The following is a 7,385-nucleotide window of genomic DNA, read 5'->3' as shown; positions in this document are numbered from 1 at the left end:
AACAACGTGCAGCTCTGCCTGACCCCGACGAACGCGTCGTGGGCGAACCCGATCGAAGCCCAGTTCGGACCGTTGCGGACCTTCGCGATGGGGAACTCKGATCATCCYAACCATCCCGCGCTCGCCCGGAACCTGCAGGCCTACCTGCGTTGGCGCAACACCCACGCCCGCCACCCCGCCGTCCTGGCAGYCCAACGCCGCGAACGCGCCCGCGTCCGTTCCGAACGCCAACAACGCTGGGGACGCCCCCGAACACACGCCGCCTGACCAAACCGAAAAGGATCGCGGTCAACGCACTAGCTGTGAGGCTGGGAGGCAGCGCCCGTTCGTCGCTGTCTACGGGCGCGACCGGCCAAGAGGCGGGCACAGCCCGTCGAGCATCCCGTACCGCCACGCCTGAGGAACGTCGTGAGCTCCGGGGATTCCCGCGTTCCGACCAACGTCGATGCCCCCCGTGAGGCGGCGTACTGCGCTGAAAGGTCACGTCACGTGAAGATCGGTCTGACAGGACGACCGGCAACGGTCGAGAAACTCGTCGAGCAGGCCAAGGCCGCCGAGCGGGACGGCTTCAGCTCCGTCTGGTACGACAGCACGGCCCTGGGCGACCCACTTGCCGCGATGGCGGTCGCGGGGCGGGAGACCTCCACGATCGAGTTGGGGACCGCGGTTCTGCAGACATATCCCTGCCATCCCGTCCTCCAGGCGAACCGCGCCGCTGCGGCCGCGGCGGCGATGGGACGGCCCGGCTTCACCCTGGGCATCGGACCCTCGCACGAACCACTGGTCAGGGGCATGTACGGCTTGTCCTACGACCACCCCGGCCGCAACACGGAGGAGTACCTCCGCATCCTCGGGGGACTGCTGCGCGGGGAAACAGTGACCTTCGAAGGATCGGACTGGACCGCACGAGGCGCACGGGTGCCGATGGAGCAACCAGTGCCGGTCCTCCTCGCCGCGCTCGGGCCGCGGCTGCTGCGGGTCGCCGGCGAGCAGGCCGACGGGGTGGTCCTCTTCATGGCGCCGGCGCGGGCGATCGAGACCCATGTCGCGCCCCGGCTTCGGGCCGCGGCCTCAGCCGCAGGGCGACCCGAGCCACGGATCGTCACCGGCCTGCCGGTGGCGGTCCACGACGACATCGCCGAGGCCCGCGCCGCGACCGCCGCGACATCGGGTGTTTACGAGAGCCTGCCGAACTATCGCCGGATCATGGAGATCGGCGGCGCCCAGAGCCCGGCCGACGCAGCCATCCTCGGTGACGAGAAGAGCGTGACCCGTCAGTTGCAGGGTCTGCTTGATGCAGGCGCCACCGACATCCAGGTGTTCGTCGTCCCGGTCGGCACGGATCGCCGAGCGTCCCGGCAGCGCACGATGGACCTGCTCGCCTCCCTCACAGGCTGACGATGCCCGGGTGGGAAGCACCGGTACGACCAAGGGACCTCGGACACTCGGCCACCGAACGATCGAAGTCAGACGCACAGGGACATAACCCGGAGCAGCGGGGTTTGACCGACCTTCACCAAGGCGTTATACAGACGTACAGCAGAGTTGTTGCCTCGTCTGGCTCCAGAGCCGGAGACGGTGAATCCGAGGCTGCACYGGCCGATGAGGCGTGACTGCTACGACGAGGGAGGACCATCATGTCCGTCGAGGATGAGCTCACAGAACTTCGCCATGAGCTCCGCTACGTCACGGACCGCATCGCGATTCTCGACTGCGTCATGAAGCAGTCCCGCGGCCACGACCGCCACGACATCGAGCTGATGACGAGCGTTTACCACGACGATGGAGTCGACGAGCACGGACCCGTCGTGAAACGTGGYCCCGACTACGGAGAGTACGCCAATCGGGCGCACTCCTCAGTCTTCATTGATCACCTGCACAACATCACCACACATACCTGTGAGATCGACGGTGACCAGGCGCACTGCGAAAGCTACGTCATCGGTGCCATGCGATCCCGTGACGGCAGAAGCGTGCACCTCTTCGGAGGCCGATACCTCGATCGAGTCGAGCGGCGCGACGGCGAATGGAAGATCGCGCTGCGACGATGCACCCTCGAATGGACGATGAACGGCGATACATCACTCCTCTCTTCCGGCGCGTTCGCCGGCTTCATCAAGGGCACGTGGGACAAGAATGATCCGTCATACGCGCGGCCCCTGGACCTGGAGAAGACCCCGGTCGAGAAGTGGTGAGGATGCTGGGCTCCGCGCATTATCGACGGAAGGACCGATGAACATGGCTCGGATCGAGCCCCTCCCTGCGAAGAAATGGCCGGCCGAGATGCGGGAGGCGTTAGCCGCCCTCGTGCCACCCGCGCCCCGGCACACCCGGTCCGTCCAGGAGGGCGCGCCGAAGGCCCGCAACGCCCTCGGAACGTTCGCGCACCACCCAGACCTGGCGCGGGCGTTCTTCACCCTCAACGGTCATGTGCTGCTGGCGACCACCCTCGCCCAGCGGCAGACGGAGCTGCTGGTCCTGCGAGTCGCGGCGCGCCGCACCTGCGACTACGTGTGGGCGCAGCACGTCCTCGTCGGTCGCGACGCCGGGCTGACCGACGAGGAGATCGAAAGGATCACCCAGGGACCGGCCGATCCGTCGTGGAGCCCGTTCGAGGCTGCGCTGCTGCGCGCCGTGGACGAGCTGCTCGACGCCGGCGCGATCGGTGACGAGACGTGGACCGCGCTGACCGCCGAACTCGACACCCAGCAGCTTATGGACCTCATCTTCACAGTCGGAGCCTTCGAGGCGTCCGCCTTCCTGATGAACTCCTTCGCCTTTGACCTCGACGACGACCTACGACCCACCTGATCAAGCAACAGCTGCGTCTGTCGCGTCGAAGAAGGCCGTGCTCCCCGCTGGCGCTGTGCAGACAGTCAAAGCCTGCCTGGGCCTGTGACCTGGCGCGAGGTGGCGAGGCGGGGCTGGCGCCATCATGGCCAGCTGTGTCCGACGTGTGCCTTATCCGATCTTCCCATCAGAGGGGTATGGCTGGCTGATCCTGCCCGGCCGTTCGTCAGCGTCCCAGGACCTCCAGGTGCGGGTCTTGGGCACGCGGTCGCCGTACGGCGACCGCGTGCCAACCGAAGGGGCTGTACCAGCGTCGGATTCGACCGACAGAGGTCCGGCTACCGCTCGGGCGCGGAGACTGCCATCGCCTGGTAGGCCGCGAGCTTCTCGCCGCGCTCGTAGGTGCGGTGGCTCAGCGCGCGGATCGTGACGTCGTGGCCCTCGGCCCGGGCCCGYAACGCGCCGACCGTGGCCTGTTCGCGCGGGAGGTGGGAGAACGGGTCGAAGGAGTACCAGCGCAGGGCGTTCTCGTAGGTCATCTTGTTGATCTCCGGGTCCGGGACGGCGAACCGGTCCATCACCGAGCCGAGTTCCTCCGGGGCGCCCGGCCACATCGAGTCGCTGTGCGGGTAGTCGCATTCCCAGGCGATGTTGTCGATGCCGATGTGGTGGCGCAGCTCGACTCCGAGYGGGTCACTGATGAAGCAGGTCAGGAAATGCTCGCGGAACACCTCGGACGGGAGCCGTCCGCCGAAGTCCTGCAGTGTCCAGGTGGAGTGCATGTCGAAGGTGCGGTCGACCCGCTCCAGGAAGTAGGGGATCCACCCGGTCCCGCCTTCGGACAGCGCGATCCTGATGTCCGGGAATTTCTTGATGACCGGTGACCACAGCAGGTCGGCCGCAGCCGAGACGATGTTCATCGGCTGCAGGGTGATCAGGACGTCGGGCGGCGAGTCGGGGGCGGGGATGGTCAGCTGGCCGGACGAGCCGATGTGGATTGACAGCACGGTGTTCGTGTCGCTCACCGCCTGCCACAGCGGGTCCCAGTAGGCATCGTGGAAGCTGGGGTAGCCCAGCGCCGCCGGGTTCTCGGTGAACGTCRGCGAGTGGCAGCCCTTCGCCGCGACGCGGCGCACCTCGGCGGCGCAGAGCTCGGGGTCCCAGATGATCGGCAGGGCCATCGGGATGAACCGGCCCGGGTGCGCGCCGCACCACTCATCGAGATGCCAGTCGTTGTACGCCCGTACCAGCGCGAGGGAGAAGTCCGGGTCCTCGGTGGCGAACAGCCGGGCCGCGAACCCCGGGAACGACGGGAAGTTCATCGAGGCGAGGATGCCGCCCGCGTTCATGTCCTTGACCCGCTCGTCCACCTGGTAGCACCCCGGACGGATCTCGTCTAAGCCCTGTGGCTCGAGTCCGTACTCCTCCTTGGGCCGGCCTGCCACCGCGTTGAGAGCGACGTTGGGGATCACCGTGTCCCGGAACCTCCAGGCGTCGGCACCGCCGGGCAGGGTCACCAGGCGGGGGGCGTCCGCCCGGTACCGCTCCGGCAGGTGGTTCGCGAACATGTCGGGCGGTTCGATGATGTGGTCGTCGACGCTGACGAGAATAATGTCGTCGTGACGCATGGGTGCCCTTTCGATGGTCCTGGAAGTCGACGGGGCAGCGGACCGCGGGGCCGAGACACCCGTCGCGGTGTGGGAGCTTGTGGGTCAGCCGTGCCAGGTCAGCCGACGATTGCCGGCATGGAGTCCCAGCCGCGCACCGTCGTGGTGGGTTTCCGGCGGGCCTGGGCCATGTCGAGGTCCCATTCGGGGAAGCGGTTGAGTACCTCGTCGAGGGCGATGCGTCCCTCAAGACGGGCGAGCGCGGCACCGAGGCAGAAGTGCGCGCCGACGCCGAAGGTCACGTGTTGGCTGATGGAGCGGTGGATGTCGAAGCGGTCAGGGTCGGTGAACTGACGCTCGTCGCGGTTGGCCGACGACAGCATGAGCAGCAGCGTGCTTCCGGCCGGGACCGTCTGTCCGTGGTACTCGACGCCCTCGGTGACATAGCGTGCGACGTGCGGGCCGGGTGGCTCGAAGCGCAGCAGCTCCTCGATCGCGTTCGGGATGAGTGAACGGTCGGAGACGATCTGCTGGCGCTGGTCGGGATGTTCGGCGAGGACCTTGCCAAGCCAGCCGAACAGGTTGCCCGTGGTCTCGACCCCGGCACCCGCGATCACGGCAAGGAAGATCAGTATTTCTTCCTTGGTCAGCCGTCGGGTGGTACCCGAGACGTCCTCGAACTCGACGTTGAGCAGGTCGGTGATGAGGTCGTCAGAAGGATTCTTCTCCCGCCAGGAGACGTAGTCGGCGTAGAAATCGCCGTCGAAGTACTTGTCCTTGGTGACCGTCAGCGGCTTGCCCCGCTCGTTGCGCAGCCCGCGCTGCGCGTGGTCGCGCACAGTCGGCTGTTCCGCGTCGGGGATGCCGACAAGCATGCCGATCGCGCGCATCGGCAGTTCATCACCGAGGTCGGCCACGAAGTCGAACCGATCGGATCCCACGAGGGGCTCCAGACAGGCGACGCAGAAGGCTCGGATCTTGTCCTCGAGCGCCTTCATCTTTCGCGGAGTGAAGGCGCGGGACACCAGGACGCGGTGCACCGTGTGCAGCGGTGGATCCTCGTTGATGAAAACTCCGGGTGGCATGACGGGGTCGGCCTTGATGACCTCGAGGATGTCTCCCTTCGCAGAGCTGAGGTGCTTCAGATCCTTCAGGGCGGCCCCGACGTCAGCGAAGCGGCTCAGGCCCCAGAAGTCGAGGCGGTCGTTGTAGTAGAGCGGCTCCTCGTCCCGCAGCCGCTGGTAGGTGGGGTACGGGTCTACATCAATGTCGACGTCGTACGGATCGTAGTAAAGATCACCGTTGGTCATCGCCCCTCCTTGCGCAGTCTGTACGGATGTATAACACTGTGCCGTACATCCGTACAGGGGTTGAGGGATGACCCAGCTGTTATCCGACGGCCAGCGGTCGTGCCGCGCGAACGGAGGAGCAGTCGAATCGGGCGAGGGTCATGGCCGGGAGCGGGTCCGCGCTTGCCTGCCGATCGGCCAGCACCGGACAGGCCAGGTGCGACAGACGATGCGCTACTTGACCTGGACGGCCCGCGAGGCGAGGAGCCGCGGTCATATCCCAGGCCGCTGCGAGAGCACAACAAAGACGACAGCGCCCGGCAGGCATCACCCTGCCGGGCTGACGACTCTGGGGGCAGAACAGCATGCGGAAGTCACTGCACTCGATCGACCGATCGCCACGAGATCGGAGACGACGCCGCTCGGCAGGCGCACTCTTAGCCGCACCCATAGCCATGCTCATGTTCGCCACCGCATGTGGGTCCGACGACCCCGGAACCTCCCCGTCGGTGGACCCCGCGGCAAACCCCGACGCGCTCGGACCGGTAGCACAGGCCACGGGCGCTCCCGTCAAGATTGGAGTGATCTCCGACGGGCGGTCCGCCGCGATCGACAACTCCATCCAGTTCGACGTTGCCGAAGCCACTGCCAGCTACCTCAACGAGCGCCGCTCGGGCATCGGCGGTCGCCCCATCGAACTGGTGAAGTGCGAGACGCTGGCGGATCCGGCCAAGGGCGCCGACTGCGCAAACCGGATGATCGAAGAAGACGTGGTGGCCGTGACCGTCGCCGAGTCAGGCGTCGCCGAGAGCGTGTGGCAACCGCTGGCGGACGCGCACACACCGGTGATGTTCTTCGCCGCAGGAAGCCCAGCGCTCCTGGCTGACACGGGATCGACCTTCGCCCTGAGCGATCCGACGTTCGCGGTGCTTCAGCTACCGATCGATCTCGCGAAGGACGCGGGCGCCAGGAAGGTCACCGCCGTCGTGATCGACGTGCCCGCGGCGCTCGACATCCAGCAGAACGTCGCACCCAAGGTGTTCGAGGAGGCAGGTCTCGACTACGAACTCGTACGAGTGCCACCTGGCACCGCCGACATGACGCCGCAGCTGCAGCGTGCCGTCGACGGAGACCCCGGGCTCGTGTTCGTCGTGGGGAACGACTCCTTCTGCATCAGCGCGCTCAACGGGCTGAAGGCGGTCGGGTACGACGGCCAGATCAGCGCCATCTCGCAGTGCATCACAGACGCGACCCGCAAAGCCGTCCCCGCGGACGTTCTCGCTGAGATGGTTGTCGCCGCCCTCRCACCGGCCGGCGGAACCGATCCGTCCGCCGTCCTCTACCAGGCCGCGATGGAGACCTACGGAGGGAACATCGACATCGGCTCGACGACCGGCAGGAGCATGTTCATGACCCTCGCCGGTCTCCAGGCGGCGCTGCAGGGCATCTCAGGCGACATCACCCCGGACACGGTGATCTCCACCATCAAAGCGATGCCGGAGACGGAGCTGCCGGGCGCGGCAGGGTTGCGGTTTCGGTGCAACGGAAAGGCCAGCCCTCAGTCTCCAGCGGTCTGCGTGCGGGGTGGGCTGTCCACCACATTGGATGACCAGGGTCAGCCCACCGTTTTCGAGGTACGCGGTGAGGTGCTGCCCGTTTCTCGGACACCGACGTAGCGGGACTATACCAGCTTTATGCT

The 7,385-nt window shown here is 66.7% G+C and carries 6 protein-coding genes and 1 pseudogene; 5 read left to right on the top strand and 2 right to left on the bottom strand.

Features of this window, described 5'->3' with window-relative positions:
• The 4 genes and pseudogenes from CC117_RS06790 to CC117_RS06775 form a co-directional block, all read left to right on the top strand.
• Window positions 1-267: pseudogene (locus CC117_RS06790) on the top strand (IS630 family transposase); the annotation flags it as partial.
• Window positions 268-489: 222 nt separating this feature from the next.
• Window positions 490-1,398: a TIGR03564 family F420-dependent LLM class oxidoreductase gene (locus CC117_RS06785; RefSeq protein ID WP_071082901.1), complete on the top strand. Its 909-nt coding sequence runs from the start codon at window positions 490-492 to the stop codon at window positions 1,396-1,398.
• Between the two features lie 239 nt (window positions 1,399-1,637).
• A complete protein-coding gene (locus CC117_RS06780) occupies window positions 1,638-2,195 on the top strand; it encodes a nuclear transport factor 2 family protein (protein ID WP_071082900.1) in 558 nt (185 codons plus the stop codon).
• A 43-nt stretch (window positions 2,196-2,238) separates the two neighbouring features.
• Window positions 2,239-2,811 carry a carboxymuconolactone decarboxylase family protein gene (locus CC117_RS06775; protein WP_071082902.1) on the top strand — a complete coding sequence of 191 codons (573 nt, stop codon included), beginning with the start codon at window positions 2,239-2,241 and terminating at the stop codon, window positions 2,809-2,811.
• Between the two features lie 317 nt (window positions 2,812-3,128).
• On the opposite strand, the gene CC117_RS06770 is transcribed toward CC117_RS06775, so the two are convergent.
• A complete protein-coding gene (locus tag CC117_RS06770; protein WP_071082899.1) occupies window positions 3,129-4,418 on the bottom strand; it encodes an amidohydrolase family protein in 1,290 nt (429 codons plus the stop codon).
• A 98-nt stretch (window positions 4,419-4,516) separates the two neighbouring features.
• Entirely contained in the window at window positions 4,517-5,707 is a 1,191-nt protein-coding gene (locus CC117_RS06765) for a cytochrome P450 (protein WP_071082898.1), read from the bottom strand.
• A gap of 434 nt (window positions 5,708-6,141) precedes the next feature.
• Here CC117_RS06765 and CC117_RS06760 point away from each other — a divergent pair, with 434 nt between their 5' ends.
• Window positions 6,142-7,362 (top strand): ABC transporter substrate-binding protein, encoded by a 1,221-nt coding sequence (locus CC117_RS06760; protein ID WP_198541758.1) that lies wholly within the window; start codon window positions 6,142-6,144, stop codon window positions 7,360-7,362.
• The last annotated feature ends 23 nt before the right edge of the window (window positions 7,363-7,385 follow it).

This window comes from Parafrankia colletiae (assembly GCF_001854655.1).
Taxonomy (GTDB): Bacteria; Actinomycetota; Actinomycetes; order Frankiales; family Frankiaceae; genus Parafrankia; species Parafrankia colletiae.
This window is presented reverse-complemented; position numbering and strand designations above follow the sequence as displayed.

Excerpts from the sequence above, each read along its gene's own strand:
- CC117_RS06775 (WP_071082902.1), top strand. The coding sequence starts at position 2,239 with ATGGCTCGGATCGAGCCCCTCCCTGCGAAGAAATGGCCGGCCGAGATG.
- CC117_RS06765 (WP_071082898.1), bottom strand. The coding sequence starts at position 5,707 with ATGACCAACGGTGATCTTTACTACGATCCGTACGACGTCGACATTGAT.